A 26,621-nucleotide genomic window follows, 5' to 3' on the forward strand; every position below is an offset into this window, starting at 1 on the left:
CCCGCCGCCTTTCCCGGGCACGGCTGCCCGGCAGGTCCACCGTAGACAGTGAAGTGCCGGCGCAGAAGGGCGCGTCGGTGTCCGGCGTCCGGCTCACGGAGTCTCGCGTGCCCCCGGGCTCGGCCGGTGGGCGCCGGTGGTTCAGCCCTCGCGGACGGCCAGGGCCAGGTAGCGCGCGTCCTCGTCGACGTACTCGACGAGCCGCCAGCCGGCCCCGGCGAGCAGGGGGCGCAGCCGGGCTTCGGCGCGCAGGTCGTCCGGTGAGAGGGAGCGGCCGTGCCGGGCCGCCAGGGCGGCCCGCCCGATCGGGTGGAACAGCGCCAGCCGGCCGCCGGGCCGTACGACACGGGCGAGCTCCCGCAGACCGGCGGCGGGGTCCGCGAGGTGCGAGACGAGCCCCGCGCCGAAGACGGCGTCGAGCGCGCCGTCGCGGACGGGCAGCCGGCCGACGTCGGCGAGCAGCAGCGTCCCGCCGTCCCCGCCGTCACGTCCGGCGCGGACGGCCCGTTCGAGCATCTCGGGGGTGAGGTCCACCCCGACGACGGTGCCGGAGGGGCCGACGGCGGCGCGGAGCGGCGGCAGTGCGCGGCCGGTCCCGCAGCCCGCGTCGAGCACCGAGTCGCCCGGCCGCAGGCCCAGCTCGGCCACGGCGGCGGCGTACGCGGGGCCGTCGTCGGGGAACCGGCTGTCCCAATCGGCGGCGCGGGCACCGAAGAACTCTCGGACGCGTGCGGGGTCGTCGCTCATGCGCCCATGATCCCTCACCCGGAGGGACGACGGGCGGGCGCGCACACCACCCGGAGGGGTGAACGTTCGACGCGGGCTTTCTGGGTGAGCGTTCGAACCCGGTGCGATCGTTCGGAGTCAGCTCTCTGTCACATTCCATCAGCTTTCGAAATGCGCCCCCGGTGCGCCCCCCGATGCGCACTAGCGTCCCTGGGCCATGGGACACCTGGACCACGCCGCCTTCGGCTGACTTACCCCCGTGCTGTCGTACGCGATGGCCTGCATCGGCGCCGCCCTCGGGCTGCGCTGCACCGTACGGGCGCTCGACGCGACCGGCCGGTCCCGACGGAACTGGCTGCTCACCGCCGCCTCCGCGATCGGCAGCGGCATCTGGACGATGCACTTCGTGGCGATGCTCGGATTCGGCGTGAGGGGCACCGACATCCGCTACGACGTTCCGCTCACCGTCCTCAGCCTCGTCGTCGCGATGGGCGTCGTCGGCGTCGGCGTGTTCGCCGTCGGCCACGGCCGCGACCGTGTCCGGTCCCTGCTGATCGGCGGACTGACCACCGGCATCGGCGTGGCGAGCATGCACTACCTGGGCATGGCCGCCCTCCGCCTCCACGGACAGGTCCGGTACGACCCCCTGCTCGTCGGCCTCTCCGTCCTGATCGCCGTCGTCGCCGCCACGGCGGCGCTGTGGGCGGCCCTCCACATCCACGCGCCCGCGGCCGTGGCCGTCGCCTCGCTCGTCATGGGCGCGGCCGTCAGCAGCATGCACTACACCGGCATGCTCGCGGTGAGCGTCGAGGTCGCCCCCTCCGGCGCCGCCCTCCCCGGCGCCACGGTCATGCAGTTCGTCTTCCCGCTCGCCGTCGGCCTCGGCTCGTACCTCTTCATCACCGCCGCCTTCGTCGCCCTCTCCCCGACGGCCGGGGAACGGGCCGCGTACGCCTTCGCCGAGCGCCCCGCCGAACCGGACGGACACCCGGTGGACGCCGGAGCCGCCCGTACGCGCACGCGTACGTACTGAGCCGGGTGCGCTCCCGCCGGTCGAGCCACCCCACCCGCTCCGTGCCCCGCCCGCCCCATCGCACCAGAGACAGCCGCAGCCGGAACGAGGAGGCCATGAGAACTCCCCGCAGGACCGAGGACGCCGGGGCGCCGGCACCGCCGACCGCCGTGCGCGGGCGGCGCGCCCACGCGGGGCCGCCCGCCGACGAGCCGGAGGAGCGCGTCCCCGGGACCTCCCCGGCGGCCGGCCGCACGGCCGACGGGCCGCCGTCCGGGCTTCCGGGCGCCGAGGGTCCCTCCGCCCCGGCGGGGGCCGCAGACCCCGAGGGCAGCTCCGCCCCCGCGGGCCCCGCCGCCCCCGCAGGACCTTCAGCTCCCACAGGCCCTTCCGCCTCGGGCGGAGACCGCGTCCGGACCGCCGCGCGCCCCGGTCCGCGTCCCCGTACGGTCCGCGCCAAGATCGTCTCGCTCCTGATGGTCCCGATCGTCTCGCTCCTCGCCCTGTGGGGCTTCGCCACCGTCACCACCGCCCAGGACGTCGCCCGTCTCCACCGGCTCCAGCGCCTCGACGCCGAGGTCCGGGAGCCCGTGTCGGCCGCCCTCACGGCACTCCAGGCCGAACGGCGCGCCGCCGTACGCCAGGTCGCGGCCCCCGGCGCCGCCCGGGCCGCCGAGTTCGAGGACCGGAAGCGCCGCACGGACGCGGCCGTCGACCGGCTCCGCCTGGACGCGACCCACACCGTCGGCGACACCGGGGACCTGCCCGACGAGGTCGCGGACCGCGTGAGCGCGTTCGTCGGCAAGGTCGAGGGCCTCGCCCTGCTCCGTGCCGCCGCGGCCGAGGGGCGGGCCGACTGGGACCAGGTGTACACCGAGTACACCGGGGCGATCTCCGCCGCCTTCGCCGTCGGCGGCGCCCTCAGCGGCGTCCAGGACGCCGAACGGGGAGCCGACGCGCGCGTACTCCTGGAATTCGGCCGGGCGGGCGAGATGCTGTCCCGCGAGGACGCCCTCCTCGGCTCCGCCCACCTCACCGGCAAGCTCACCGCCGACCGGCTGCGCGCCTTCTCCGGAGCCGTCGAGACCCGCCGCACCCTCGTCGCCTCGGCCACCGCCGACCTGCCCGCCGCCGAACGCGCCGCGTGGATCCGGCTCGCCACCGGCGCCGACCACACCCGACTCACCCGCGCGGAGGACCTGATCAGGGCCGCGAGCCCCGGTCGCCCCGCCGCCCGGGCGGTCACCTCCGCCGACTGGGACGTCCCCCTCGCCGCCGTACGCGACGGGCTCGCCGCGATCGAGACCGGCGCCCGCGCCGGGGCTGCCGACCGCACCGACCCCTTCGCCGGGGGCGCCCTCACCACCGGGGGCGCCGCGGTGGCCTTCGGCCTCGCGGCCGTCGTGGCCTCCCTCCTCGTCTCCGTACGGATCGGGCGCGGCCTCGTCGTCGAGCTCGTCGGCCTCCGCAACACCGCCCTCGGCATCGCGCGCCGCGAACTCCCCGCCGCCATGAGCCGGCTGCGCGCCGGCGAGGAGATCGACATCCGGACCGAGGCGCCGGTCGGACCCCGCCCCCAGGACGAGATCGGCCAGGTCGGCGAAGCCCTCGCCACCGTCCACCGCGCGGCCCTCTCCGCCGCCGTCGAACGCGCCGAACTCGCCGACGGCGTCTCCGGCGTCTTCGTCAACCTCGCCCGGCGCAGCCAGGTCCTCGTCCACCGCCAGCTCAACCTCCTGGACGCCATGGAGCGGCGCGCCGACGACCCCGGCGAACTCGACGACCTCTTCCGGCTCGACCACCTCACCACCCGCATGCGACGCCACGCGGAGAGCCTGATCATCCTCTCCGGCGCCGCCCCCGGCCGCGCCTGGCGCAGGCCCGTCCCCCTCACCAACGTGGTCCGCGCCGCCGTCTCCGAAATCGAGGACTACGCGCGCGTGGAGGTGCCCCGGCTCCCCGAGACGGCCGTCGTCGGCGGTGCCGTCGCCGACCTCACCCACCTCCTGGCCGAACTCATCGAGAACGCCACCCAGTTCTCCCCGCCCCACACCAAGGTGCGCGTCAGCGGCGAACCCGTCGGCAACGGCTACGCCCTGGAGATCGAGGACCGGGGGCTCGGCATGGGCAGGGAGAGCCTCGCCGAGGCCAACGTCCGCATCGCCCGGGCCGAGGACCTCGACCTCTTCGACAGCGACCGGCTCGGCCTCTTCGTGGTCAGCCGGCTCTCCGCCCGCCACGACATCAAGGTCCATCTGCGGACCTCTCCCTACGGCGGGACGACGGCCGTCGTGCTGCTTCCCACCGACGTCCTCCAGGGCGCGCTTCCACCGGGCCGCGGCACACCGGAGGGCACCCCCGGGGCGCCCCGGCCCTCCGGGGAGCGGCCCGACCCGGCCCGCTCCGGAGACGCACACCGGACCGCCCCGCGGCCGCGGGGGAGCGGGCGGCACGGGGACCCGCCGCGGCGGCCCGACGAGTCCCGGACACCGCTGTCCCGGATCCCGTCGCCCGCCCGTCCGCCGTCCCTGCCGCGTCCGACCGTCGTCCCCGCGCTCACGGCGCATCCGGGAACCGGACCGAAACCCGGTCCGGAGCCGGCGCCGAAACCCGGTCCGGAGCCGGCGCCGAAACCCGGTCCGGAGCCGGCGCCGAAACCCGGTCCGGAGCCGGCGTCGAAACCCGGTCCGGAGCCGGCATCGAAACCCGGTCCGGACGCCGGGGCGGGACCCGGTCCGAGAGTCGGGCCGAAACCCGGGGCGGCGCCCGCGGGGGTCACCACCCTGCGCCCCCGCGGTTCCTCCGCACAGCCGCCCGCGACACCCGCCGCCGGTCCCGCCGATCCCACCGCCCCCGGCGATCCCGACGGCGAACTGCCCCGCCGCGTGCGGCAGGCGAGCCTCGTCCCGCAGCTGCGCGAGGCGCCACCCCAGGAGCCGGTCCCCGTACCGGCCCCGCCCGGCGTGGGCGCCCGCACCCCGGAGCGGGTCCGGGAACGGATGACGGCCTACCAGGACGGCTGGCGGCGTGGCGGCGGCCCGGCCCCGGGCGGCAGACGCCCACCCGGCACCGGAACCGGCACCGGAACCGATATCGGCACTGGCGCTGGCATCGGTACCGGCCATGACCGCGGACGCCCCGGACCCGCCCCCCTGCACCCCCCTCACCTCCAAGGAGACGACGCATGATCGACCACGAGAGGGTCTCCCACCAGCGCTCCGGCGAACTCGACTGGCTCCTCGACGACCTCGTGGCGAGGGTCCGCGAGGTCCGCCACACCGTGGTGCTCTCCAGCGACGGACTCGCCGTCGGGGCCTCCAGCGGCCTCGGCCGCGAGGACGCCGAACACCTCGCCGCGATCGCCTCCGGCTTCCACAGCCTCGCCAAGGGCGCGGGCCGCCAGTTCGGCACCGGCGGGGTCCGTCAGACGATGGTCGAGATGGACGACGGCTTCCTCTTCGTGGCGGCCGCCGGAGACGGTTCCTGCCTCGCCGTCCTCAGCTCCGCGAACGCCGACATCGGCCTCGTCGCCTACGAGATGGCCCGTCTCGTCAAACGCGTCGGCGAGCACCTGCACACCCCGCCGCGCCTCACGGTGACCCCGCCGGCCGCCGACTGATCCGGAGAGCCCCGTGAACGAGCACAGCGCCGGCGGAGACCCGTCCGTGCCGGGCGGCCGGTGGTACGACTCCGACGCCGGGCCGCTCGTACGTCCGTACGCGATGACCGGCGGCCGGACGAAGCCGGGACCCGGCAACGTACGGTTCGACCTCATCGCCCTCGTCGTCGTGGACGACGACCCGCCCGGACCGGCCGAGGAGTCCCTGCTCGGCCCCGAGCACCGGTCCCTGCTCGCCCTGTGCCGGGCGGAGACCCAGTCGGTGGCCGAACTCGCCGCCGACGCCGACCTGCCCGTGGGAGTCGTCCGGGTGCTCCTCGGCGACCTCCTCGAATCGGGCTTCGTCCGTGTCAGCCGACCCGTGCCGCCCGCGCGGCTCCCCGACGAAAGAATCCTGAGGGAAGTAATCGATGGCCTACGAGCGCTCTGAGAGAACCGGTGCGGAGGACGACGCGGACACCGCTCTCGCCCTGAAGGTCCTCGTCGCCGGCGGATTCGGCGTCGGCAAGACCACCCTCGTCGGCGCGGTCAGCGAGATCAGGCCCCTGCGCACCGAGGAACGGCTCAGCCGGGCCGGGGAACTCGTCGACGACACCGGCGGTGTGGACCGGAAGACCACCACGACCGTCGCCATGGACTTCGGCCGCATCACGATCCGCTCCGGACTCTCCCTCTACCTCTTCGGCACCCCCGGGCAGGACCGGTTCTGGTTCCTGTGGGACGAGCTGTCGCAGGGCGCCCTCGGAGCGGTCGTCCTCGCCGACACCCGGCGCCTCGAAGACTGCTTTCCGGCGGTCGACTACTTCGAGCACCGGCGGATCCCCTTCGTGATCGCCGTCAACTGCTTCACGGGCGCGCGTGCCTACGGCGCGCACGACGTCTCCCGTGCGCTCGACCTGGACCGGGGCACGCCCGTCGTCCTGTGTGACGCGCGCGACCGGGACTCGGGGAAGGAGGTGCTGATCCGCCTGGTCGAGTACGCCGGACGGATGCACACCGCCCGGCTCCTGGACACCGTCGGCTGAGCCGCGGGCGGTCAGGGCCAGAGGTTCGGGGCCGGCCGGGCGCTCAGTCCGCGAGGCCGGCTTCGGCGATCACCTTGTCGATCCTGACCCGGACGAGGAGTTCGCCGGGGACGGCGTTGCGCGCGCCGAACTCCTCCGCCCGGTCCTCGCCCATGTAGCGGGCGCCGATGCGGGTGGCCCAGTGGCGCAACGCCTCCGGCTCCTCACCGAGTTCGGCGCGGCCGAACAGCGAGACGAAGGAGAACGGCGGCTCCTCGTCGTCGACGCACAGGGACACCCGCCCGTCACGGGCGAGGTTGCGGCCCTTCACCGTGGACTTACCGGTGTTGAACACGAAGGCGTCGCCGTCGAGCACGAACCAGACCGGTACGACGTGGGGGCTGCCGTCGTCGCGGACGGTCGCCAGTTTGCCGGTACGGGTACCCGCGGACACGAAGGTCCGCCACTGGTCCTCGGTCATCTTCGTCATGTCCCCCATCCTGCGGCACGCGCGGGCGCGGTGCAGTGCTTGCCCCGTTCACGACAGTGCGTAAGGCTTGCGCCGACACGCGGACCGCGGCGGCACGGGGAGCACGGGAATCCGGGTCGACGGGGACGCACCGCACAGGGGGAGGACCACTGATGGCGTTGAACAAGGGACTGGACTGGCTCCTGGACGACCTGACGCAGCGGGTCGGACACATACGGCACGCACTGGTGCTGTCGAACGACGGCCTGGTGACGGGCGCGAGCAGCGGCCTGGCGCGCGAGGACGCCGAACACCTGGCCGCCGTCTCCTCCGGCCTGCACAGCCTCGCCCGGGGCTCGGGCCTGCACTTCAAGGCGGGTCGGGCGCGGCAGACGATGGTCGAGTTCGACGAGGCGCTGCTCTTCGTGACCGCCGCGGGCGAGGGCAGCTGCCTGTGCGTCCTGAGCGCGGCGGAGGCCGACGTCGGTCAGGTGGCGTACGAGATGACACTGCTGGTCAACCGCGTCGGCGAACACCTCGGAGTGGAGGCACGACAGCCCGGCCAACCGGGTGACGGCCCGTTCTGACGCACCGCTCCCGCCCGCCCGACGTTCGGCTCCAGGGTTCCGCTCCGGGGTTCCGGCCATGAGTTCTCCACAGGTGGTTTTCCACAGGCGGTGCGAGGTTCGTCACTCTGCGTTACGTTCTCTTCGGCGGGTCGGACGGATCCGCGCCACGGAGAGTACGGATGTACGGGGGAGGACCACGTGACGACGGTGGACGGCCACGACAGGGCGGCGGACGACAGGGCGGCGGAAGAGGGGACGGCGGGCGGAAGGGCGACGGGCGAAGGGACGGCGGACGGAGGGGCGCGCACGGTGACACCGGCGCGGGCCGCACAGGAACTGGAGCTGAAACGCGACGAGTTCCGGCTCGCGGTGCAGCTCGGCCTGGTCCGGACGGTGCCGGTCGGAGAGGGCGGACGGCGGCGGGTCGAGCGGCGCGAGCTCGACCGCCTCAGGGCCGCGCCGGACTTTCCCGCCGGCCTGCGCGACCGGGTGCGCGCGGTGGGCACCGGTGAGGCCGCCGCGCTCCTCGGGATCACCGCGGACCGGTTCACCAGGCTGGCCCGGACGGGGCACCTCAGTCCGGTGCGGTTCTCGCTGAACCGCTACCGGGCGGTGGTGTGGACGTACCTGGCGGAGGAGGTCGCCGACTTCGGCCGCACCTGTCCCGCGCTGCTCACGGGGCGGCTCCCGCTGGAGCTCCGCGAGCGCCTGGCCGCGCGGGAGGACCTGCGGCCGAGGAACTGGCGGGCGCGGCGGCTCGCCCTGCTGCTCCGCGCCGCCGACGACCCGTGGGCGCGGGCCTCGGCCATCGCCTCCCTGCTCGATCCGCTCCAGGTCGCCGAGGTCGTGGACGACCCGTACGAGCGCGCCCACCTCGACCGGCTGCGTCCGCCGCCACCGCCCGGCATGCCGGTGCCCGCCGCCGCGCGCGAAATCGCCGATCGGCTCGCGCGCGCCGACGACCCGGACGAGATCCTCTGGCACCGGCTGAGCCTGGCGCTCGCCCTGGACGAGGCGCGGGCCGCGAGCCCGGCCCCGTATCCGGGAGAGGCCCCGCATCCCGGAGAGGCCACCGGGACCGCGCCGGTCGCGCCGTCCGTGTGGGCGGTGCCGGGCGCCCGGAAGACCGGCGTCGAGCCTTCCGCATGGCCCGAAGCGGTGCCGTTCGTACGGCCCGTCCCGGCGGACCCGTGGAGTGTGCCGGTGACGGTGAGCGGCGGCCCGCGGGCCCTGTCGGCGCGACCGGTGCCGACGGCGCGGCCCTTCCCGGGGACGCCGCTTCTCCCGGAGGTGGCACCTTTCTCGGAGGCGCCACCTCATTCGGGGGTACCACCTTTCTCGGAGGTGCCACCTCTCTCGGAGACATGGTTTCCCTCGGAGGCGCAGCCTCTTCCGGAAGGGCGGCCCCATGGGGAGGTGCCGCCTCTCCAGGAGGGACAGTCCCTTCGGGAGATGCCGCCGCCCTCGGAGGGGCCGCCTCTCCAGGGAATGCCGCCCCGGCCCGCCGCGTCGCCGGTGGCGCCCTCCCGCCGGGTTTCCCGACCGGCCCGCGCGCGGTTTCTCGACCGGTTCCGCCGGGGCGGGACAGGCGGCGAAGCGCGTGCCCGGCGGCGGAGGCGTCCGGTGGCGTGGCCTTGAACGCCGGATCCGGTCGGGTGCGGCACGGGGCGGCGGTGGCAGGCCGTCGCAGAGGGCGCCGGGCGTCCGCCGGCGGCCCTCGCGGTGCGGCGGCGCCGGGGGGATGCTGGAGGGGAGGCGTGAGGAGCGCCCGGCACGAGGAGCCCGGGGCGCCACCGGCGACCGGGGGACCGTGAGGAGATGAGCGACGTGTACGACTTGCACATCGATACCGACGTCACCGTCCAGTTGAGCGACTGCGACCGGGAGGACGCCCAGGCCGTGTTCGGCGTCCTCGACGCGGTCTACCGGCTGGAGGACATGACGACGTCCGTCCCGCGGGCGGCCACGGGGCCGTCCCCCACCGTCTGGACGGCCACGTTCGACACGGCGGGAGGGGAGCACCGGGAGGTGTCTCCCGCCCATCTGTCCGCCATGGTCGGCATCACGCTCACCGGCGGCTACCACGCCGTCGACGAGGTCGAGAAGGTCCTGGCCACCGGCTTCGACGTCCGGTCCCGGCACACCGTCTCCGGTGACCAGGAGACGGAGGCGCGCCTGTTGCTCGCCTCCCGCTGAGCGGCGGGCGCCACCGGCGCCGACGGCGGGAGACGCCGCCGCCAAGGACGCCCCGGGGGACGCGGACGGGCGCTCCCGGGGCTCTCGCGTGCTCGCGAAGGGGCACCCGACCCCGCCGTCCTCCCCGGTATACACCCTGTGTAGTGTGCGTGTTCGGTCGCGTGGCCCGCCCTGACCAGGCGACGGCCGCGACCCTGTCGAACGTCACCGGGGAAAGCGGGTTCCACCATGTTCCGATCCAGGCTGCGCCGACGCGGGGGAACCGCCGTCGCCCTGCTGGCCGCCGCGTCGCTGATGGTGACGCTGAGCGGCTGCGGCGTCGATCCGCTCACTCCACAGGAGGCGCGGGAGGAGGCCGGATCAGACGACAAGCCGGGCGGTGAGGGCCGCCGCGTCGACTGCGCCAAGGCCAAGTGCATCGCGCTGACCTTCGACGCGGGACCGGGCAAGGACACGCCGAAGCTCCTCGACATCCTCAAGGAGAAGCAGGTCCCGGCCACCTTCTTCCTGCTCGGCAGCAAGCACGTCGACCGCTACCCGAAGGTGGTCAAGCGCATAGCCGACGAGGGCCACGAGGTGGCCAACCACACCTGGACGCACCGGATCCTGACCGACCTCGACGCCGCCGAGGTCCGTGAGGAACTGGAGCGCACCCAGGACGCCGTCGAGCGGATCACGGGCCGGAAGCCCACCCTGATGCGCCCGCCGCAGGGCCGTACCGACGACACCGTGTCCGAGGTCAGCAAGGAACTCGGACTCGCCCAGATCCTGTGGAGCATCACGGCCAAGGACTACTCGACCGACGACTCGGCCCTCATCGAGCAGCGCGTCCTCGACCAGGCGCACGGCGACGGGATCATCCTGCTCCATGACATCTACGACGGCACGGTCCCGGCCGTCCCTCCGATCATCGATGAACTCAAGCGGCGGGGCTTCACCTTCGTGACCGTGCCGGAGCTCCTCGCTCCCGGGAAGGCGGAGCCCGGCACCGTCTACCGCCCCGAGAAGGACTGACTGTCCCGCCGACCACGCCGACCACGCCGACCACGCCGACCGCGCCGACCGCGCCGGGTCTGCCGGGCCTGTCGAAATAGGGTGAGGTGCCTCACATCACCCACTCGGGAACTCTCGGAACATTCGGGAAAGGTTTACCGTTCATATGTATGTGACGGCGAAGGGGCCCGGTCCCCGAGGTTCCCCCCCGAGAGGTGACCGCCCTTCGCCCGTCACGGCGATCGGCCCCGGTTGGAATCCCCCGTCCAACCGGGGCTTTGTCGTTCCGTCCCGCTTCCCCCTCCCGCCGTCCGCGGTACTTCCTCCGCTCGCGGCACCCTCATGGCGCACGAGCCCACGGCGCGCGAGAGGCGCGCACACCGGCGCGTTCGACTCGTTCGAGTGAGGGGCGGAATGGTGGCCGCACTCCCGGGAAACGATCACCCCGAGCCGGTGGGACGACCATCCGCCGGCTCTCCGACCAGGGACGATCGAAGGGGGACCCCATGCTTCGCGCTGCCTCGCGCACCCGCCACGCCCTCGCCGCGGCGGCCGCCTCGCTCCTGCTCGCCGGCTGCGCCACCGTCGAAGCCGGAGCACCCGCGGCGCCCGGCGTCCCGACCACCGGGGCGGCCCGGGACGCACTCCTCAAGGCCGCCGAGCACCGCCTCGTCGCCGACTGCCTGAGCGCCCGGGGCGCCGCCCCCACGGCCAGGCCCCGCGCCCCCGACGAGGACCGCGCCTTCCGTGCGGCGCTCTTCGGCGCAGGACCCCGCGAACTCTCCGTCACCCTCGCGACGGGCGCCACGGTCACCGCCCACACGGACGGCTGCCTCGCCGCCGCCCGCCACCGGCTCTACGGCGATCAGCGGCGCTGGTTCCGCGCCCAGGTCACCGTCGACAACCTCCGTGCCGAGGCCCAGCACCGGATGCGCGCCGCCCCCGCCCACCGCACGGCCCTCGCCCGCTGGACCGCGTGCGTGGCCCCGCCGGGCCGCCCCCGCCCCGACCGCCCCGATCCGGCGGCCGCCGCCCGTTGCGCCCGCGAGACCGGACTCGACACCGTACGCGCGCGACTGGAGTCCGCCGAGCTGGCCGCCGTGCGCGCCCTGCACCACGACGAACTCACCGCATACCGGCAGCTGCGCGACCGCGCGCTGCTGCGGGCGGCCGAACTGCCCGCGCCCACCCGACCGCCCCACCCGCAGAAAGGCCACACCCTCCCGTGAAGCACATCCTCGCCACCGCCGCCGCGACCCTGCTCGCCGTCACCACCGGCCTCGCCCTCGCCCCCTCCGCCGGGGCCGCCGAATGCCCCAGCGGCAACTTCTGCGTCTGGCAGGAGGCCGGCTTCGGCGGCCAGCGCGCCAACTGGAGCGGGGACGACGGCTGGTGGGAGAGCTGGATCTCCGACACCGACTCCTCCTGGGCCAACCACGGCATCTCCGGCCCCGGCATCAAGGACCACGTCCGCGTCTACGAGAACGCCTGGCAGGGCGGCGGCATGACCCTCTGTCTCGCCCCCGGCCAGGAGGTCGGGTACAACGGCGCCGCCAACGACCGCGGCGACTCCCACATCTGGGCGACCGGCTGCTGACCCGGTCCCGCCCCGCCTCCCCGCCCGCCGGTGCCGGACCCGGCCGGTCTCATTTGCGGGCGGGAGAGGCGGCCGGGTGGCGCAGGGCGGAGGCGAGCATCAGGCCCGCGCCGCGGACGACGCTGGTCGACGGGTCGTTGGCCAGGCGGAGACGGGCCCTCAGGAGGTGGGCCAGCCGACCGGTCACGTCGAGCCGGAGGGCGCCGCCGCCCGTCACCAGGACGCCCCGGCGCAGCGCTCCGCGCACGGCACCCGTGCGGTCGCGCCGCCACAGGTCGCTCACCAGATCGGCGGCCGTCCCGGCGACCGGGTCCGGGGCGCTCGCCGAGTCCTGGGCGTCCCCCGGCTCCGGGAGGTCGTCGAGACCGACCTCGGCGAGCCGGGCGTCCACGACGAGGCCGTCCACGACGAGCGTGACCTCGGTCAGCTGCGCGCCGAGGTCCACCACGAGCAGGGGGCCCTCGCCGGACGGGGCGGCATAGGCCGCCGCGGCACGGGCACTGTCCACGGGGAAGACCCGTACCGCGCCCAGACCGTCCACCACCCGCTTCACCGCCTCCCGCTCCTCCCGACCGGCGAGCACCGGGTGGGTCAGCATCACGACGGTGTCGTGCCCCTCGCCGCCCGGGGCCGCGGCCGTCAGCCGCCGCAGCAGCCGGAGCTGGGAATCGGCGTCGGTCACCCGGCCGCGCAGCACCGGACCGCTCGGCACGTCCGCGAAGACACCCGCTCCCGGCGCCCAGGCGCGGGTCCGGGAGCTGCCGATGTCGAGGGCGATCCCGCGCACCGGCCGCCCGGTGCCCCGACCACCGCGTGCTGACCCGAACGATCCCATCGTCTCCGTCGCTTCCGTTCGTTCCTCCCGGACCCGCAAAATGCGAGGCCGATACGGCACCTCACTATGCAGTATCCGTGGCAAAGGCGCCACGCTGCTTGGACATCGAAGGGATTCCGAGGGGAACGGCTCAACTGTCGGCGCCCAGTCACAGATCGGGGCCGAACACCTCGTAGTGGATGTCGGCCGCGGCGACGCCCCGCCCGAGAAGGTCGCCGCGCACGGCGCGCAGGAAGGGCAGCGGCCCGCAGAGGTACGGGGTCGTGCCCGCCGGCAGGTCGAGCACGCTGACGTTCGCGCGGCCCGGCCGGGCACCGGAGTCGCCCGGCTCTTCGTACCAGAGGTGCAGGGTTCCCTGCGGCAGGGCGTCCACGAGGTGTCGCAGCTCGGCGGCGTGCGCGGGGGACGCGGGGGCGCGGTCGGCGTGCGCGACCACGCCGGGGCGGGTCGAGCCGGTGGCCGCGAGGTGGTCGAGCATCGCCGGCATCGGGGTGCTGCCGATCCCGGCGGAGGCGAGCAGCAGGGGGCCGTCGCCCTCGGGCAGGACCAGGTCGCCGAACGGGGCCGACACCTCCACCGCGTCCCCCTCGCGGGCGTGGGCGTGCAGCCAGGACGAGACCTCGCCCGCCGGGTCGCCGTCGACCCGCTTCACCGTGATCCGCCACTGCGGGCGCCCGGGGGCGCAGGAGAGGCTGTACTGGCTGATCTGCCGGGCGCCGTCGGGCAGGGCGACCCGGACGCTCGCGTACTGTCCCGGCCGGAACGCGACCGCGGGGCCCCCGTCCGCCGGGCGCAGGACGAACGAGACCGTGTCGGCCGTCTCCTCCCGCCGCTCGGCGATCTCCATCGACCGCCAGACCTGGCCCTCGGCGACGCCGGCCTCCTGGTGGAGGCGCGCCTCCACGGCGATGAGCGCGTTGGCCATCAGCCAGTACACCTCGTCCCAGGCGCGCGCCACCTCGGGCGTCACCGCCTCGCCGAGGACCTCCACGATCGCGGCGAAGAGGTGCTCGTGCACGACCTTGTACTGCTCGGAGGTCACGCCGAGCGAGGCGTGCTTGTGCGCGATCCGCGCCAGCATCGCGTCCGGACGCCGGTCCGGGTGCTCCAGGAGGGCCGTGGCGAAGGCGGCTGTGGAGCCCGCGAGCGCCTGCCGCTGCTCACCGTTGGCCTGGTTGCCCCGGTTGAACAGGTCGCGCAGGAGTTCGAGGTGGGCGGCGAAGAGACGCCCATAGAAACGCTCCGTGATCCGGTCCAGGGCACCGCCGACGGCGGGCAGGGTGGCGCGGACGACCGGGACGGCCTGCTCGGACAGCATGGAGGACTCCTCATCTGGTAGATGATCTACCCCTGTCCTTCAGCTCCGCGAGCCGGGCCGGCTCGTCCGTGGCGCTCGCCCCGCCGCCCTGAGTCCCGCCGCTCTGAGTCCTGGCGCCCTGAGTCCCGGCGGCCCGAGCCTCGGCGCCCTGAGCCCCGGCGGCCTTGCGGATGTAGTCCTGGAACGCGGCCTCGCTGTCCTTCGCCTGCTTGATGGCACGCTGACTCGTGCCCTTGCCGCGGACGATGACGTAGGCCGGCACTCCGAGGCAGGGGGCAGGATGCAGAAGATCAGACAGCCGGCCTTGGCGCGAATCTCACCCGGTCGCCGCCCGCTCGTACGTCGTGGCGGTCCGCCCGCCCCGGCGGTCCGGACGGAGGCGCGGTCCACGCGCGTCTCATGCGCCGCGCAGGGCGGCCAGCGCGCGGTCCGCGTGCGCGTTCATCCGCAGCTCGCTGCGCACGACCTCCCGGACCCGCCGGTCCTGGCCGATCACGAACGTGACCCGCTTCGTCGGCGCGAGCGAGAACCCGCGCTTGACGCCGAACCGCTCCCGCACGGCACCGTCCGCGTCGGACAGCAGGGGATAGCCGAGGGAGTGCCGCTCGGCGAACTCCTGCTGCCGCTCCACCCCGTCGGAGCTGATCCCCACGGGCAGCGCGCCGACGGCGCGGAACTCGGCCGCGAGGTCGCGGAAGTGGCAGGCCTCGGCGGTGCAGCCCGGGGTGAGTGCCGCCGGATAGAAGAAGAGGACGACCGGCCCCTCGGCCAGGAGTCCGGTCAGGGAGCGCGAGGCACCCGTCTCGTCCGGAAGGCTGAAGTCCTCGACGAGGTCACCGACGTTCATGGAGGTCCGTCCCCGATCCGTCCCGATGCGCCGCCGGAGCCTCCGGCGGCCGGCCGGTGACGTTACCGCAGAGTAGGGCGCCGGTCACCCCTCGGGGCCCGTCATGCTCCCCGCGCCGCCCCGGCCGAGGCACTCCCCGTTCCCTCCGGGGCTTCCGCGGCGGCGCGGCGGTCGAACACGGCGAGGACGCGGGCGCCCCAGCGCAGGTTCTCCTCCTCCAGGAACCGGCCGCGCATCAGCGTGAGATACGGCCCGACGCGCTCCGCCTCCGCCAGGTAGGCATCCTCGTCCCGACCGGCGAGCATCCGCTCCCGCAACCGTTCGTAACGGGCGAGCTTCGTCCGGGCCGTCTCCATCCGCCGGGCCACGAACGCGCGGACGGCCGCGGTGTCCCCGCCGTCACAGGCCTGCACCTGGACCAGCAGCTCGTCCCGGATGGCGCTCGGCCGCGGGGGCGTCGACGTGTACGCGGCCAGATCCCGCCTGCCCGCCTCGGTGAGGCTGAACATCCGCTTGTTGGGGCGCCGTTCCTGCTCCACCACCCGGGCCGTGATCAGACCGGCCTCCGCCAGCCGGTCGAGCTCGCGGTAGAGCTGCTGGGGAGTGGCGGCCCAGAAGTTGGCGACGGACACGTCGAAGATCTTGGCCAGGTCGTATCCGGAGGCCTCGCCCTCCAGGAGAGTGGCGAGGACGGCGTGCTTGAGGGACATTCGGCCACGCTAGCAGCCCGTTGATTAGTTTCTTCCGCACCTATTCAACGGAAGAAGGATCATCGGACCGGCCGGGGGTCACCCGCCCGTGGCGCCCCCGGCGTCCCTCACTGGCACGTACGTCCGGCACCCGCCTAGGCTGGAGGGGAGGGGAGGGGAAGCCGCGGGGGAGCAGATCCGAGGGCAGCGCGATGGGCAGCGACACGTTCGTCTACACCACCTACATCCGGACCACCCCCGACGCGCTCTGGAAGGCGCTCACCGATCCCGAGCTCACCCGCCGCTACTGGGGCGTGGCCTTCGAGACGGACTGGACGCCCGGCGCACCCGTGGTCTGGGAGGAGGGCGGCCGCAGGACCGCCGACCCCGAGCAGGTGGTCCTCGCATCCGAGCCCTGCCGCCTCCTCTCGTACACCTGGCACACCTTCACCCTGGAGTGGGCGGAGGCCGTCGGCCTCGGTCACGACGCGTACGAACGCCTCGCCGCGGAGCCCCGTTCCCGGGTGGCCTTCGCGATCGAGCCGTCGGGCGACACGGTCAGGCTGACGGTCAGCCACGGCGGCCTGGCCCCCGACGGTTCCATCAAGGAGCAGATCGCCGAGGGCTGGCCCGCGCTGATCTCCAGTCTCAAGTCCCTCCTGGAGACCGGGGAGGAGCTTCCGGAACCGCCCCGCTGACCCGTCCGGCGCGGAACCGGACACATCAGCCCTCCCGAACGGACGGACGGACGGAGACGAAAGGGCGGTCGGGCGGGCGGACGCCGACGAACCCTCTACCTGTACTCGACCGTCAGAGTCACCGGCGTGTCCCGGTTCACGAAGAGGTACGCCGTACCGGCCGGCGCCGACGCGAAGCCCAGACGGAACTGGGTGGTCCCGCCCCGGTTCAGGGCCGCGACCGCCTCCGCCGACAGGTCCGCCGACACCGCGCTCCCGGACGGGAACGCGTCGATCCGCGCGCCGCCCGCCACCGAGGCCGGCGCCGACCAGTCCGCCGGCTCGACCGCGCACCCGCCGAAGCAGCCCGTCCGCACGTCCACCAGGAGCCGGTTCCCGGCGGGCGAGGCCCAGGGGTCGCCCGAGCCGCTCGACCGCGCGACGGTCAGCCAGGCCCGGGCGATCTCCTTGCCGGCCGGGATCCGCGAGGTGTCGAACGAGACCACCGTACGGTTCACCTTCCCGTCCGTCCCCCGGCCCAGCGCCAGCCCGGACACGTCCTCCAGGGTGCCGACCGCCGCCCCCGAACCGTCCGCCCCCGCCTTCACGTAGCCGTCCTCGGCGTCCGTGCTGGCCAGAACCGTCCGGTCGGACGAGGGCGGCGGAGTCCCGGTGCCGCGCAGCGCCCGCACCATCCCCATGATCGCCTCGATCTGCTTCCCGCCGTGCCGGGCGTAGGCCGTGTCACCGAGGTAACCCCACCAGTTCCAGCAGCCGTTCGGGTTCTCCAGCGTCCCCGTGGCCGCCGCCTGCGGGTACAGCACGATCATGTCGTTGGTGTCGGCGTACTCGTTGAGGTACGCGCCCTCCACGAACCGGGTCCCGAAGCCCTGGTACGCGTACCCCTGCTTGCACCCGTGCAGCGCCACGAGCAGCCGGCAGCGCGCCCCGTCCGAGCAGGACCGCGGCACGTACGCGAAGCCCTCCGCGCCCATCGAGATCGCCGAGGCCGAACCGCCGGGCGCGTACGCGTTCTGGTCGAAGCGGATCAGCGAGCCGCCCGTCCCCGACCCGGGCGCCGCGACCGACCCGAAGAGGTGCCCGAGCAGCGCCCCCTCCGCGTCGACGCCGCACTTGTTCAGGAACGGGGTCTGCGTCACCCCGCAGGAGTTGGGCCCCAGCGGGGTGATCCAGGCGTGGCCCGCCGCCGTGGACCGGTCGTGACGGACCCGGGCGCCGAACCGCCCGTAGTAGTCGGAGAGCGCGTCCACCACCGGCCGCTTCACCGTGGTGTCCGCCGACCCGCTGAAGGCGTACACCGGGTCACCCGCCAGGTTCTCCACCGGATCGATCTGCCCCTGCGCGGACCGGTCGCGGGTGGCCTGCTCCAGGGCGGTGAGCTGGAGGTTCTGGACGGTGTCCATACAGGCGTTGAGCGCCGTGGCGAGCTGGCCCCGCGCGCAGTCGTACGGCCCCGAGGCGAAGACCGCCGAGCCCTCGAACGTCCCCGAGTACGCCACGTGCAGCTGCGTGGCCATGTACCCGCCGGACGAGACGCCCGCGCTGAACACGGAACCGATGTCGTACCCCTGGAGCGTGCCGGGCACGGGCGGGGGAGCGGCGGCCCCGGCGGGGCTCGCGGTCGGGAAGAGGGTCGCGGCGGCGCACAGCAGCAGTGCCGCGAGACGGCGTGGCCCGCGCAAGCGGGCGGGACGGGGTGAACGCATGGAGGCTCCCGGGCGGCTCGTTCCTGACGGGGGATCGGCCGGGACGCTACGGCCTCCCCGGAGCCGTCCTCCATGGGTGAGGACGCCACAATCCGGCCCGCCCGATGTGGCGGCCCGTCACCTACCCGGTGCCGAGGGAACGTCAGTCGTTCACGGCGGTCAGGAGGACCACCGCGTCCTCCAGGGCGGTCAGGCCGTGCCGCTCCTTGGGGATCATGCGGAGCGTGCCCGCCCGCAGCTCCTCCGCCCGGTCGGCCGCCGTGAGGTCCACCCGGCCCCGCAGCACCTGGAGGCTCGCGGCGGGTGGCGCGTTGTGCTCGTCCAGGGACGTGCCCGCCGTCAGGGCGATGACGGTCTGCCGGAGCACCCCGTCGTGCATCACCAGATGGGCGCTCCGCCCGTGCGGCGCGGTGCGGGCCGCGGCCAGGTGCTCGTCGGCGAGGGCGGTGAGGTCCAGGATCATGTCTCTCCCTGCGGGGTGCGCGGGTGGATACCCCCCAGCCTCCCGCCTGGCGACGGAGACGCAAGTCGGGACCGCCGACCGCGCCCGCACCACCACCGGGACGGGTCCACCGGCTCCGCCCCGCTCAGGGCCTTCGCGACGGCGGTCGCCGCGCCGGGAGTCGATCGCCCGCGTCGGGAGTCTCCTCCGGGACGACGAGGGAGCCCCTCAGATGGTCGTACGCCACGTGCGCGTGCAGCCGGACACCGGTGACGAGGGCGGAGTCGTCGGCGTAGAAGCCGGGGTTGTGGTTGGTCACCAGACCGCGCCCGCCCTCCACGGGGACCGGCCGGCCCGACGCGTCCAGGGCCGCGTCCTGGACGCCGAGCGTCACGTACAGGCCGCCGAACCGCCGTACGAACTCGGAGACGTCGTCGTACCCGAGCGTCCCGCCCGTCTCCACCACGCGCCCCTCGCCCGCCACTCGGCGGAAGGTCGGAAGCCCGGCCGCCACCCACGGCCCGCTGTTGTGCACGGGCGGCACGGGCTGGAGGTACTCCGCCGTGGCCGCCGCCCCGTACGCCGCCGCCGAGTGCTCCACGAGCGCCGTGAGCCGCCGCCGCACCTCCGCCATGTCCGACTCGACGGCGGTGCGGACCGTGCCCCACAGCGTCACCGTCTCCCCGACGATGTTGAAGCGGCCGACGTCCTCCACGTGCCCGATGGACACCGTGACCGGGTCGAAGGCCGAGACCTGCCGGTACAGCTGCCCGATGCCCGTCAGGATCGCGCCGGCCGCCGGCATCGGGTCCACGCCCTGCCAGGGCGTGGAGCCGTGCGTCTGCCGGCCGGTGACGACGATCCGGACGAGCACGGACGCGCCGTACTGGTTGCCGGTCCGGTACCCCACGTACCCCTTCGGGTACGGCGTCACGTGCATGCCGAAGACCATGGTCGGCACCGGATCGGCGAAGGCGCCCGCCTCGACCATCGCCCGCGCACCGCCCTCCTCGGTCACCGGCGGGCCCTCCTCGGCGGGCTGGAAGACGAACAGGACGGTCCCCGGCAGCCGGTCGCGGACCCCGGAGAGGACCGTTGCCGCGCCGAGCAGCATCGCCGTGTGGCAGTCGTGGCCGCAGGCGTGCGACACCGGGAACGGGCCGCCCGGGTAGTCGGCGTCCACCACCTCGGAGGCGAAGTCCGCCCCGCACAGGTCCCGCACCGGCAGCGCGTCCGTGTCCGCCCGCAGCGCCACGACCCGTTCGCCCGCCGCCCCGCCGCGCAGGACCCCCACGACCCCGTGGCCCGCGATGCCCGTACGGACCTCGTCGAGGCCGAGGGCGCGCAGGTGGTCCGCCACCAGGCGGGCCGTGTTCACCTCCCGGTTGGACAGCTCCGGGTGCCGGTGCAGATGGTGCCGCCAGGCCACCACCCGTTCCGCCGTCCCGGCCGCCCGCGCGTCCAGCTCGCCGTGCATCGCCTCGCCGTCCAACGGGACTCCTCCCTCTCGCTCAGGCGAACGCCGTGACCCGGAGGGGCGTGCCACGGGGCACGCCCCTCCGGGAAGAACACGCCCCGGGGAACGCGCCCCCTCAGCCTGCCACCGGGAGGCCGGGGAGGCACGGCAGGACCCCGGCCCGCCGGGCGCGTGCGGGGGTCAGGCGGCCGGTCCGACCGGGGCGCTGCTGCGCCCCCGCTCCCGGCCGCTCAGCTCGGCGTCGAGCGTCGCCTGCGCCACCCGCATGCCCTCCGCGTACACCGGCTCCTGAAGCCGCTTCCAGATCTCCTCCTCGGAGACGTCCTCGACGTGGCTCGTCACCCACCAGATGGTGCCGAAGGGGTCCCGGACGCGCCCGCCCCGCTGCCCGAAGGCGCTGTCGGACAGGGGCGTGACGACGCGGCCGCCCGCCGCGACGGCCCGGGCGAACACGGCGTCCGCGTCGGCGACGAACACGCGCAGCAGGGCGGGCAGGACGGGCCAGTCCGGGCGCCGGTCGAAGGCCAGGACGACGGTGTCCCCGATCCGGATCTCGCCGTGGCCGATCGAGCCGTCCTCGGTGGGCACGCGCGCCAGCTCCTCGCCTCCGAACACCTCGGCGACGAAGTCGAGGAAGGCTCCGGTGTCGTCGGTGACGACCCAGGGCGCCACGCTGGTGTAGCCCTTCGGCGCCGCGCCGGTCTGCTCGTCCATCTCAGGGTCCTTCCGTCGGTACGCCCCGGGGTGGGGCGCTCCGGCGACAGTAGGCGCGAATTAGGACAGATTCTGTCCGCCTTGAAGGTGCGGGGGAGTCTCGCCGTACTGGGTAGCCCCGCCGTACGGGAGAGCTCCGCCGTACGAGGCGCCCCGCCGTAGGGGAGAGCCCGCCGTACGAGGCGCCCCGCCGCCGTCTCCTCAGACCGCCGCGTCCGGCCCGCTCCGCTCGATGATCGATGCCGTGTCCAGGCCCGCCGGGAGCGTGCCGAAGGCCAGGCCCCGGTCGCCGTCGAGCCGCGAGGCGCAGAACGCGTCCGCCACCGCCGGGTTCCCGTGCCGGACCAGCAGGGAGCCCTGGAACACGAGCGCGAGCCGCTCCACGAGCCGCCGCGCCCCGTACGCCATCGCGTCGGGATCCCCGAGCCCCGCCAGTTCCTTGCGGAGCCCGGCGACCGCCGCGTCCAGGCGCCGGTCGGCACCCGCGCCCCGGTCGACCTCCACGAAGAACGCCTCCACCGCCTGCGGCTGACGGGCCATCGCCCGCAGCACGTCGAGCGCGGCCACGTTCCCCGACCCCTCCCAGATCGAGGGCAGCGGCGACTCCCGGTAGAGCCTCGGCAGACCCGAGTCCTCCACGTAGCCGTTGCCGCCCAGGCACTCCAGGGCCTCCGCCGCGTGCGCGGGCGCCCGCTTGCACACCCAGTACTTGGTGACCGCGAGCCCGAGCCGCCGCAGCTGCTCCTCCTCCGCGTCGCCGCGCGCCGCCCGGTCCACCGCCCCGGCGAGCCGCAGCGCCGCCAGCGTGGCCGCCTCCGCCTCCACCGCCAGGTCGGCCAGGACGTTCCGCATCAGCGGCTGGTCGACGAGCCGCGCCCCGAACGCCCGGCGGTGCGTGGCGTGGTGGACCGCCTGCACGAGCCCGAGGCGCATCCCGGACGCCGAGCTGACCGCGCAGTCGAGCCGCGTCATGTTGACCATCCGGATGATGGTCGCCACCCCGCGCCCCTCCTCGCCGACCAGTCGGCCGAGGGCGCCCTCGTACTCGATCTCGGAGGAGGCGTTGGACCGGTTGCCCAGCTTGTCCTTGAGGCGCTGGAGGCGGATCGCGTTGCGGGTGCCGTCCGGCAGGACGCGCGGCACCAGGAAGCAGGAGAGCCCGCCGGGCGCCTGCGCGAGGGTGAGGAAGACGTCGGACATGGGGGCCGAGGTGAACCACTTGTGGCCGGTCAGCGCGTACAGACCTGGCTCGCCCGCCGGAACCGCCCGGGTCGTGTTCGCCCGGACGTCCGAACCGCCCTGCTTCTCGGTCATCGACATCCCGGCGATGATCCCGCGCTTCTCCGTCGGCACCCGCAGCCCGAACTCGTACGACGGGGAGGTGAGCAGCGGCTCGTACACCTCGGCGAGTTCCGGCTGGACGCGCAGCGCGGGCACGGCGGCGTACGTCATCGAGACCGGGCACAGATGACCGGCGTCGGCCTGCCCCCACACGAACACCTTGGCCGCGCGCGCCACGTGGGCGCCGAGCCGCCCGTCGGCCCAGGGCGCGCCGTGCAGTCCGTGCCGCACGGCCACGTCCATCAGGGAGTGCCAGTACGGGTGGAACTCGACCTCGTCGACGCGGTGGCCGTACCGGTCGTGGGTGTGCAGGACGGGGGAGTGGCGCTCGGCGAGCCGCCCCCACTCCTGGGCCTCGGCGCCACCCGCCCGCGTCCCCAGCTCGCGGACCTCCGCCTCGGCCCAGCCGGCGCCCTCCCGGCGCAGCGCCTCCAGGAGGGCGGGGTCGGCGGAGACGTCGTGGCCGGTCGGCGGGGGGACCTGGTTGGTGACCTCATGCGTGGTCGGCATCGGGGACTCCCAGTGCTCGCAGGGTGAAGGTGACGAGTGCGGGTACGGTGCCGGGCCCGACGGACCTCTCCGCCAGCGGGCCGACGAGCGCCTCGGCGCCCGCCCCGACCAGCGCCGAGGCCGTCAGGACGGGGTCCTGGGGAGGCAGTTCGCCCGAGCGGACGCCCTCCTCGACGCGGGCGGCGAAGACGTCCCGGAACGCGCGCCGGAAGACGAGCCGTTCCGCGTCCACAGCCGGGTCGACGGGCTCGGCGAGCAGCGCGTAGGCGAGGCGCGGCGACTTCAGGGCGCGCAGGGCGAAGGTCTCGACGACGGCGACCACCCGCTCGGCGGCCGTACGGTGCCCGGGGTGCCCGGCCGCCTCGGAGACGGCCGCGACCTCCCGGCCCACCACGGTCCGGAAGAGCTCGACGGCGAGTTCGGACTTGCCGTCGAAGTGGCGGTACACGCTGCCCGTGGCGATCCCGGCCCGGGCGGCGACGGCCGCCACGGTGCACCCCGCGTACCCCTGCTCGGCGAGCAGCCCGAGGGCCGCCTCGACGACGGAGGCACGCTGCGCGTCGAGCCGGGCCTGGACGGCGGGGGTGCGTCGGTAGGGCATGGAAGGAGTGAAGCAGTGATTCACTGCTTCATCAAGGGCCCGAACGGGAGGGGGACGAATCGCCCCGCAGTCCTGGCCGGGGCGGCGGGGTAAGGGCGTCGGAGGCGGCGTCAGCCCGTGAAGACCTCGGTCAGGGACCAGACGGCGAGGCCCGCCATGCACACGCCGCCGATGCGCTGGACGGTCTTGAGGGGGACGCGCTTCGCGATGAAGCGGCCCGCGACCAGGGCGAGGGCGGAGACGCTCGTCAGGGCGGCGAACGAACCGATCGCCGTGGACCAGGTGCCGTTGGTGGCGGCCAGGTTGGCGGTGGTGATCTGGGTCAGGTCGCCCCACTCGCTGATGAAGACGGCCGTGAAGGCGGTCGAGAAGACGGGCCAGAAGCCGGTGACCGTCCGGCCGCCCGTGTCGTCGTCCTCCTCGTCGCCCCCGCCGCGCAGCAGCACGAAGGCGCCGAAGCCGAACAGGAGCGCCGAGACGAGTTTGACGGTCCAGCCCGGGAGCAGCCCGAGCAGGCTGCCGGCGCCCACCGCGATGGCGACGTGCGCCAGGAAGGCGGTGGAGGTGCCGATCCACACGTACAGGGGACGCATGCGCGTGCCCATGGCGAGGGACGCGAACATCGTCTTGTCGGGAAGCTCGGCGAGGAAGATCAGCCCGAAGGCGGTGAGGATCGCCAAGGGGTCGAGGTGCATACCGGTGCTCTCTGCTCGGTCCGGGCCTCCGGGCCCCGCACGGCACCTCGGTGGGCGACGGGAGGACCACTCGGCCCGGCATGACGGACCGCGCCCACGGATGCGCGGACGCGGTTGATGCCTGGCCGAAGGTCTCGCCCGTCCGCGTCGTGCGCGGACCCGGTCACCGGGAACCCGGGGGTTCCAGTGTGTCGACGACCGGTTCGCAGGGCTACTCCCCTTCGCTGCCGTCCAGTGTAACGGACCGGGGCGCGAGAGCGGGTAGACACTGTCTACTCGGACTTGGTAGACAGTGTCTGTGCGAAGAGACCGCGAGAGCCGCGAGGGACACGAACAAGAGCGACACGAACAGGGGGACGACGGGCTGCGCGGGCGGCTCGTCCGGGCCGGCGTCGAGCTCGTGGACGCCGAGGGAGCCCAGGCCCTCTCGCTGCGCGAGATCGCCCGCCGCGCCGGTGTCTCCCACGGCGCGCCCCGCCGCCACTTCCCCACCCACCTCGACCTCCTGTCGGCCATCGCCCGGCAGGGCTTCGCCGAACTGGCCGACCGCGTCGCCGCCGAGGACCGCGAGGACGCCGCGCCGCGCGAGCGGATCGAACTCCTCGCCCGCGTCTACCTCGACCACGCCGGGGCGCGGCGCGGCATGTACGAGCTGATGTTCCGGCACGACCTGCTGGAGAGCGGCAGGCTCGGGCTCCGCGAGACGAGCCTGCCGCTCTTCGCCCGGCTCGCCGAACTGGTCGCCCGCGTCCGCCCCGACGCCGACCCCGTCGTCACCGCCGGCGCCCTCTGGGCCAACCTGCACGGCATCGCCCAGCTCTGGTACCGGGGCAGCCTCCCGCTCGCGACCGGCGGCACCGATCCCGCCCCGCTGCTCGCGGCCGCCCTCGACGCCCATCTCGGGCCCGCGGAGCCGACCCCGTGAAGCGACGCCGCACCCCCGTCCTCGCCTGCAGCGTCGTCGGAGCCGCCGTCGTCGCCCTCGACGGCACGGTCCTGACCGTCGCCCAACCCGCCCTCCAGCGCGATCTGCACGCCGACGTCGGCCAGGTCCAGTGGACCAGCACCGGCTACCTCGTGGCCGTCGCGAGCCTCCTGGTCTTCGCCGGACGCCTCGGCGACCGCCACGGCCACCGCAGGGTCTTCGCCGCCGGCGCCCTCGGCTTCGCCGCCGCCTCCGCGGGCATCGCCCTGGCCCCCGGCATCGGGGCCGTGATCGTGCTGCGCGTGCTCCAAGGGGTGTGCGGGGCGCTCCTCCAGCCCGCCACCCTCGGCATGCTGCGCACGGCCTTCCCGCCCGACCGGCTCGCGACCCCGATCGCCGTCCGCACCGCCGTCATCGGCCTCGCGGCCGCCGCCGGACCGCTCGTGGGCGGCGCGCTGGTCTCCGCGTACGGCTGGCGCTCCGTCTTCCTCCTGAGCGTGCCGCCGACCCTCGCCCTCGGGCTCCTGGCCCTCACCACCAGGGAGCCGCACCCGGGAAAAACCGAAGCCCCTGTTAGGACCGCACCCGGCGGGACCACCCCTGTCGGGACCGCGCTCACCAGGACCGCGCCTGCCAAGGCCGCACCCGGTGGGACCGCCTCCGACAGGACCGCACCCGGCGGGACCGCGCCCGGTGGGACCGCCTCCGACAGGACCGCACCCGGCGGGACCGCGCCCGTCCCCGACCGCACCGCACCCCCACCCCGAACCACCCCCGCAAGCCCACCCGCGCCCCCCGGGCTCGCCGCGCTCGACCCCCTCGGGGCCCTGCTGCTCGCCGTGGCCCTGGGGCTGCTGGTCCACGGGCTCGTCGAGGCCGCGCGGCCCGGCGGGGCCGGACCCGGGGCGCTCGCCGTCGCCGGGGCCGTCGTCGCCGGAACCGTCCTCGCCCGGCACGAACGCCGCGCCGCACACCCCCTGCTGTCCCCGGAGCTGCTCCGGAGCGTGCCCGTCGTCGCCGGGACCGCCGCGCTCCTCGCCGCCTCGGCGGCCCTCTTCGGCACGCTGTTCGTGGCGACGTACTTCCTCCAGGACGTGCAGCGGCTCGACCCCCTCACCTGCGCGCTGCGCGTCCTGCCGCTCGCCCTCCTCATGGTGCTCGGCGCACCGCTCTGCCCGCCCCTCCAGCGCCGTTACGGCCCCCGCCGCACGGCGACGGCCGGCGCCGCCCTCCTCACCCTCGGCGTCCTGCTGCTCTCCCGCCTGGACGCCACGGCCGGCGCCCTCCCCGTCGGCGGCTGCTCCGCCCTCCTCGGCGCCGGCTTCGTCACGCTCATGGTCACCGCCACCTCCGTCGTCGTGCACCGCGCCCCCGGGGCCCACGCCGGAGTCGCCGGAGGCCTCCAGCAGACCGCGATGAACGTCGGCCCGGCGTTCGGCGTCGCCACCGCGACCCTCCTGCTCACCCTCGTACCGGACGGAGGGTTCGTACCGGCGCAGGGCGCCGCGCTCCCGGCCCTGGCGGCGATCACCGCCCTCGCGCTGCCCGCAGCCCTCGCCCTGCCCGGCGGCGCCCGGGGGACACGCCCGGAGCAGGCCCCGCCCCGCCCCGGCCGACGGCCCTGCGTACGATCATGAA

Annotated in this window: 27 protein-coding genes; 14 read left to right on the forward strand and 13 right to left on the reverse strand. The window is 74.8% G+C overall.

The features are described 5' to 3' along the window. Positions 1-141 precede the first annotated feature (141 nt). A complete protein-coding gene (locus OO47_RS03990; protein ID WP_030212388.1) occupies positions 142-747 on the reverse strand; it encodes a class I SAM-dependent methyltransferase in 606 nt (201 codons plus the stop codon). Between the two features lie 253 nt (positions 748-1,000). Here OO47_RS03990 and OO47_RS33235 point away from each other — a divergent pair, with 253 nt between their 5' ends. The 5 genes from OO47_RS33235 (at position 1,001) to OO47_RS04015 (ending at position 6,382) form a co-directional block, all read left to right on the forward strand. Then, complete coding sequence (locus OO47_RS33235; protein WP_051715915.1) at positions 1,001-1,759, forward strand: MHYT domain-containing protein; 759 nt, start codon at positions 1,001-1,003, stop codon at positions 1,757-1,759. 95 nt (positions 1,760-1,854) lie between these two features. Then, positions 1,855-4,926, forward strand: a complete 3,072-nt coding sequence (locus OO47_RS04000) for a nitrate- and nitrite sensing domain-containing protein (protein ID WP_030212389.1) — start codon at positions 1,855-1,857, stop codon at positions 4,924-4,926. Continuing rightward, on the forward strand, positions 4,923-5,357 hold the full coding sequence (locus tag OO47_RS04005; RefSeq protein ID WP_030212397.1) for a roadblock/LC7 domain-containing protein: 435 nt from the start codon (positions 4,923-4,925) through the stop codon (positions 5,355-5,357). The genes OO47_RS04000 and OO47_RS04005 overlap by 4 nt, the downstream gene beginning before the upstream one ends. 13 nt (positions 5,358-5,370) lie before the next feature. Beyond that, on the forward strand, positions 5,371-5,787 hold the full coding sequence (locus tag OO47_RS04010; protein WP_030212399.1) for a DUF742 domain-containing protein: 417 nt from the start codon (positions 5,371-5,373) through the stop codon (positions 5,785-5,787). Then, the gene (locus OO47_RS04015; RefSeq protein ID WP_030212402.1) at positions 5,768-6,382 is read left to right on the forward strand and encodes a GTP-binding protein; all 615 of its coding nucleotides are present in this window, start codon (positions 5,768-5,770) and stop codon (positions 6,380-6,382) included. Before OO47_RS04010 ends, OO47_RS04015 begins: the two co-directional genes overlap by 20 nt. Before the next feature lie 43 nt (positions 6,383-6,425). Here the strand turns inward: OO47_RS04015 and OO47_RS04020 are convergent, their stop codons facing one another. After that, entirely contained in the window at positions 6,426-6,842 is a 417-nt protein-coding gene (locus OO47_RS04020) for a PPOX class F420-dependent oxidoreductase (protein WP_407696279.1), read from the reverse strand. 161 nt (positions 6,843-7,003) lie between these two features. Here OO47_RS04020 and OO47_RS04025 point away from each other — a divergent pair, with 161 nt between their 5' ends. The 6 genes from OO47_RS04025 to OO47_RS04050 all read left to right on the forward strand — a co-directional run bounded on the left by OO47_RS04025 (position 7,004) and on the right by OO47_RS04050 (position 12,185). Beyond that, complete coding sequence (locus tag OO47_RS04025) at positions 7,004-7,417, forward strand: roadblock/LC7 domain-containing protein (RefSeq protein ID WP_030212411.1); 414 nt, start codon at positions 7,004-7,006, stop codon at positions 7,415-7,417. Between the two features lie 180 nt (positions 7,418-7,597). Then, complete coding sequence (locus OO47_RS34665; RefSeq protein ID WP_078489467.1) at positions 7,598-9,037, forward strand: DUF6397 family protein; 1,440 nt, start codon at positions 7,598-7,600, stop codon at positions 9,035-9,037. Between the two features lie 180 nt (positions 9,038-9,217). Further along, the gene (locus tag OO47_RS04035; protein ID WP_030212417.1) at positions 9,218-9,595 is read left to right on the forward strand and encodes a hypothetical protein; all 378 of its coding nucleotides are present in this window, start codon (positions 9,218-9,220) and stop codon (positions 9,593-9,595) included. 228 nt (positions 9,596-9,823) lie between these two features. Next, positions 9,824-10,609, forward strand: coding sequence for a polysaccharide deacetylase family protein (locus OO47_RS04040; protein ID WP_030212420.1), 786 nt, complete (start codon positions 9,824-9,826; stop codon positions 10,607-10,609). Between the two features lie 485 nt (positions 10,610-11,094). Further along, positions 11,095-11,817, forward strand: a complete 723-nt coding sequence (locus OO47_RS04045; protein WP_051715886.1) for a hypothetical protein — start codon at positions 11,095-11,097, stop codon at positions 11,815-11,817. Then, a complete protein-coding gene (locus OO47_RS04050; RefSeq protein ID WP_030212425.1) occupies positions 11,814-12,185 on the forward strand; it encodes a peptidase inhibitor family I36 protein in 372 nt (123 codons plus the stop codon). The genes OO47_RS04045 and OO47_RS04050 overlap by 4 nt, the downstream gene beginning before the upstream one ends. 49 nt (positions 12,186-12,234) lie before the next feature. On the opposite strand, the gene OO47_RS04055 is transcribed toward OO47_RS04050, so the two are convergent. The 4 genes from OO47_RS04055 to OO47_RS04075 form a co-directional block, all read right to left on the reverse strand. Further along, positions 12,235-13,020: a rod shape-determining protein gene (locus OO47_RS04055; RefSeq protein ID WP_051715889.1), complete on the reverse strand. Its 786-nt coding sequence runs from the start codon at positions 13,018-13,020 to the stop codon at positions 12,235-12,237. A 148-nt stretch (positions 13,021-13,168) separates the two neighbouring features. Further along, complete coding sequence (locus OO47_RS04060) at positions 13,169-14,338, reverse strand: globin domain-containing protein (RefSeq protein ID WP_030212431.1); 1,170 nt, start codon at positions 14,336-14,338, stop codon at positions 13,169-13,171. A 397-nt stretch (positions 14,339-14,735) separates the two neighbouring features. Next, positions 14,736-15,185 (reverse strand): peroxiredoxin, encoded by a 450-nt coding sequence (locus OO47_RS04070; protein ID WP_030212433.1) that lies wholly within the window; start codon positions 15,183-15,185, stop codon positions 14,736-14,738. A gap of 101 nt (positions 15,186-15,286) precedes the next feature. Next, positions 15,287-15,895: a PadR family transcriptional regulator gene (locus tag OO47_RS04075; protein WP_030212435.1), complete on the reverse strand. Its 609-nt coding sequence runs from the start codon at positions 15,893-15,895 to the stop codon at positions 15,287-15,289. 191 nt (positions 15,896-16,086) lie between these two features. Between OO47_RS04075 and OO47_RS04080 the strand changes: the two genes are divergently transcribed. After that, positions 16,087-16,572, forward strand: coding sequence for an SRPBCC family protein (locus tag OO47_RS04080; RefSeq protein WP_030212437.1), 486 nt, complete (start codon positions 16,087-16,089; stop codon positions 16,570-16,572). 95 nt (positions 16,573-16,667) lie between these two features. On the opposite strand, the gene OO47_RS04085 is transcribed toward OO47_RS04080, so the two are convergent. From OO47_RS04085 to OO47_RS04115, 7 genes are all read right to left on the reverse strand, one after another. Next, entirely contained in the window at positions 16,668-18,278 is a 1,611-nt protein-coding gene (locus tag OO47_RS04085) for an extracellular catalytic domain type 2 short-chain-length polyhydroxyalkanoate depolymerase (RefSeq protein WP_030212439.1), read from the reverse strand. Positions 18,279-18,420: 142 nt separating this feature from the next. Further along, the gene (locus OO47_RS04090; protein WP_199812268.1) at positions 18,421-18,738 is read right to left on the reverse strand and encodes a cupin domain-containing protein; all 318 of its coding nucleotides are present in this window, start codon (positions 18,736-18,738) and stop codon (positions 18,421-18,423) included. A gap of 127 nt (positions 18,739-18,865) precedes the next feature. Beyond that, positions 18,866-20,212 (reverse strand): M20 metallopeptidase family protein, encoded by a 1,347-nt coding sequence (locus OO47_RS04095; protein WP_106969332.1) that lies wholly within the window; start codon positions 20,210-20,212, stop codon positions 18,866-18,868. A gap of 165 nt (positions 20,213-20,377) precedes the next feature. After that, on the reverse strand, positions 20,378-20,911 hold the full coding sequence (locus tag OO47_RS04100; protein WP_030212448.1) for a VOC family protein: 534 nt from the start codon (positions 20,909-20,911) through the stop codon (positions 20,378-20,380). 201 nt (positions 20,912-21,112) lie between these two features. Further along, the gene (locus OO47_RS04105) at positions 21,113-22,762 is read right to left on the reverse strand and encodes an acyl-CoA dehydrogenase family protein (RefSeq protein ID WP_030212454.1); all 1,650 of its coding nucleotides are present in this window, start codon (positions 22,760-22,762) and stop codon (positions 21,113-21,115) included. Then, positions 22,746-23,363: a TetR/AcrR family transcriptional regulator gene (locus tag OO47_RS04110; protein ID WP_030212455.1), complete on the reverse strand. Its 618-nt coding sequence runs from the start codon at positions 23,361-23,363 to the stop codon at positions 22,746-22,748. Before OO47_RS04110 ends, OO47_RS04105 begins: the two co-directional genes overlap by 17 nt. A gap of 110 nt (positions 23,364-23,473) precedes the next feature. Next, a complete protein-coding gene (locus OO47_RS04115; RefSeq protein WP_030212456.1) occupies positions 23,474-24,058 on the reverse strand; it encodes a TMEM165/GDT1 family protein in 585 nt (194 codons plus the stop codon). 298 nt (positions 24,059-24,356) lie between these two features. Here OO47_RS04115 and OO47_RS04120 point away from each other — a divergent pair, with 298 nt between their 5' ends. Together OO47_RS04120 and OO47_RS04125 are read left to right on the forward strand one after the other, a co-directional pair. Then, positions 24,357-24,983 carry a TetR/AcrR family transcriptional regulator gene (locus tag OO47_RS04120; protein ID WP_030212457.1) on the forward strand — a complete coding sequence of 209 codons (627 nt, stop codon included), beginning with the start codon at positions 24,357-24,359 and terminating at the stop codon, positions 24,981-24,983. Next, entirely contained in the window at positions 24,980-26,620 is a 1,641-nt protein-coding gene (locus OO47_RS04125) for an MFS transporter (protein WP_033207992.1), read from the forward strand. The genes OO47_RS04120 and OO47_RS04125 overlap by 4 nt, the downstream gene beginning before the upstream one ends. Position 26,621 lies beyond the last annotated feature (1 nt).

This window comes from Streptomyces bikiniensis (genome assembly GCF_000716625.1).
Classification (GTDB): Bacteria; Actinomycetota; Actinomycetes; order Streptomycetales; family Streptomycetaceae; genus Streptomyces; species Streptomyces bikiniensis.